The sequence below is a fragment of the Pseudomonas sp. SDO55104_S430 genome (genome assembly GCF_054070595.1).
On sequence record NZ_JBSVXG010000399.1, the window covers coordinates 1 to 2,898 of the forward strand.

General features: G+C 62.5%; 3 protein-coding genes. All 3 read left to right on the top strand.

What is annotated here, in order from left to right; translation table 11 throughout:
* Nucleotides 1-256 (top strand): DUF4381 family protein (locus tag ACW9JE_RS30045; protein WP_457434826.1); only part of this gene is annotated, 256 nt, incomplete at its 5' end.
* Nucleotides 243-1,235, top strand: coding sequence for a vWA domain-containing protein (locus ACW9JE_RS30050; protein WP_457434827.1), 993 nt, complete (start codon nucleotides 243-245; stop codon nucleotides 1,233-1,235). The genes ACW9JE_RS30045 and ACW9JE_RS30050, both read left to right, overlap by 14 nt.
* 1 nt (nucleotide 1,236) lies before the next feature.
* Nucleotides 1,237-2,817, top strand: coding sequence for a VWA domain-containing protein (locus tag ACW9JE_RS30055; RefSeq protein WP_457434828.1), 1,581 nt, complete (start codon nucleotides 1,237-1,239; stop codon nucleotides 2,815-2,817).
* Nucleotides 2,818-2,898 lie beyond the last annotated feature (81 nt).

Consider the following 2,898-nt stretch of genomic DNA (forward strand, 5'->3'; position numbering starts at 1 on the left):
GACTTCGATTTTGAATGGTCCGGCCTCTTCGCGAGCAAGCCCGCTCCCACAGGGTCCTGCTGCGCTTGATAGAGATGGTTGGCAAGCTTACTTGCAGCGACATATCAAACAACCGCTTCCCGCCGACTTCAGCCAGCAATTGGCACTGCTGGCCTACGCACCCGAATCCACCCTGCGCGCCCTCCCCGCCGAACAACGCCAACACCTGTTCGACACCTGCAAACTCTGGGTGGAGCATCACCATGTGGCAGCTTGATTACCCCTGGCTGTTGCTCCTGCTGCCCCTGCCGTGGTTCGGCTACCGCTACCTGCCCGATTACCGCGAAGCGCGCAGCGCGGTGCGGGTACCGTTCTTTGCCGCGATGAGTCGTGCGGTCGGCGAAGCCCCGAGTCAGGCCGGCACCCGCAGCAACCGCTGGCAACTGTCGTTGAACCTGCTGGTGTGGGCGCTGTTGCTGTTGGCGGCGGCTCGGCCGGTGTACATGGAGAAACCCATCGAGCGCCAGCAACCGGTGCGCGACCTGATGCTGGCTATCGACCTGTCCCAGTCCATGGAAACCACCGACTTCACCGACGCCAGCGGACAGAAAATCAATCGTCTGACGGCGGTCAAGGACGTGGTGCGCGGCTTCATTGAAAAACGTAAAGAAGATCGCCTGGGCCTGATCGTGTTCGGCAGCGGCGCCTATCCGCAAGCACCGTTGACCCTCGATCACGGCAGCCTGTCGTTGCTGCTGGACGACACCGGCATCGGCATGGCCGGACCCAACACCGCCATCGGCGATGCCATCGGCCTGAGCCTGAAGCTGCTGGATCAGGCCGATGAACCGGAAAAAGTGGTGATCCTGCTCACCGACGGCAATGACACCAGCAGCGCCATCACCCCCGATCACGCGGCGCAGATGGCGGCCGCCAAAGGCGTGGTGATCCACACCATCGGCATTGGTGACCCGGCGGCCGAAGGCGAATCGCGGGTCAACCTGCAAAGCCTGCAGCAGATTGCCGAGGCCACTGGCGGCAAGTTCTTCCGCGCCGAAGACCGTAACGCGCTGAATCAGGTCTACGACACCCTCGACACCCTCACCCCGCATCAGGTGAAAACCCTCAGCCATCAACCGAAGAAGGACCTGTTCTGGTGGCCGCTGGGTGCGGCAATCGTGCTGCTGGCGCTCTATCACCTGTTCGCCTGGCTGCGTCCGCAGCTCTCTACCGCCCGCCAGCGGCAGGAGGCCTGAGATGGAGATCAATCTCGGTGACTTCCATTTCCTGCGCCCGCTGTGGCTATTGCTGCTGCCCTTCGCCGCCCTCCTGCCGCTGTTGTGGCGCCGCAGCCGTGACCTGCAACGGAGCCTGCGCGGCAATATCGCCGAACACCTGCTGCCCCATTTGCTGATCACTCCGCAGGACCACCAATGGTTGCGCCCGGTGCATCTGGTCTGTGCGCTGCTGATGCTCGGCGCGCTGGCCGCCGCCGGACCGACCTGGGAACAGGATCGACCGGACTTTCTGGAGAATCGTGCACCACTGATCATCGCCATGGATCTGTCGCCGTCGATGGATGCAAGCGATGTGCAGCCGACGCGCCTGGAAGCGGCAAAACACAAGGTCCATGACCTGATCCTGCGTCGCACCGGGGCACGCAATGCGCTGATCGCCTATGCAGGTAGTGCGCACCTTGTGCTGCCGGCAACGGACGATCCGGCGTTGCTCGACACTTTTATCCAGGCCCTGAGTACCAACCTGATCGACAAGCCCGGCAAGGATGTTGGCGCGGTCATCGAGCAGGCCAAACGCCTGCTGGCTGCGGAGCAATCCCCCGGCACTCTGCTGCTGATCACCGACGGCGCCGACACCTCGGCGCTGGCTGGCCTGGACAAATTACTGGACAACACCGACCTGCAAGTCCTGATCCTCGCCGTCGGCAACGAAGACGGCGGCATCATCCGCAACGCCAGCGGCCAGCCACGCACCGACAGCAACGGTCGCCCCACACTGGGCACTTTCGATCAGGCCGCGCTCAAGCAATTGGCCTCTGCACTGGACGCACCGCTGGGCAGCCTGACCCTGAACAACGACGATCTGGACTGGATCGACCTGCACGCCCAACAGCATTTCCAGGCGACCGACGATCATCTGCGCGAATTGCACTGGAAGGACGCCGGCTACTGGCTGTGCTGGCCGCTGCTGTTGATCGCCTTCTTCAGCGTACGCAAGGGCTGGAGCCTGAACTGGATGCCCGCCCTGCTGTTGGCGGTGGGCTTGAGCGTTGCGCCATCTCCGGCGCAAGCCAACGTGTTGACCGACGCCTTCTTCACCCCAGACCAGCAAGGGCGCTGGGCCTTCGAACATGAACACTTCCCCCAGGCCGCCGCGCACTTTGTCGACCCCTACTGGAAGGGCATAGCCGCCTACAACGCCGCCGATTACGACCTGGCCCTGGCCAGCTTCGCCCGCCTGCAAACGCCACAGGCGTATTTCTATCTGGGCAACATTTATGTGCGCCGCTTCAAGTTCGACGAGGCGATTGCCGCTTATACCGAAGCACTGAAGTTGCAGCCGCAATTCCCCGAAGCCACCGCCAATCTGGCTCTGGCCATTGCCTTGCAGAAGGACACTGAAAGCGCAGAGGAAAATGCTCCGGAAACCAAGCCCGATGAAATCAAGATGGACAAGGCGCCGGGCAAGGGGCAGAGCAAGGCCTTGAAGACTGAGCAGGCGGCGTCGGATGAGCAGTGGTTGCAGAACCTGAGTACCTCGCCGGCCAAGTTTTTGAAGCAGAAGTTCAGCTTGCAGGATCAGGTGGGGGCCAAGCCATGAACTGGCTCATAGACCGAGTTGCCGCCTTCGCGAGCAAGCCCGCTCCCACAGGGGACTTGCGGTGCACACAAATCCAGTGTG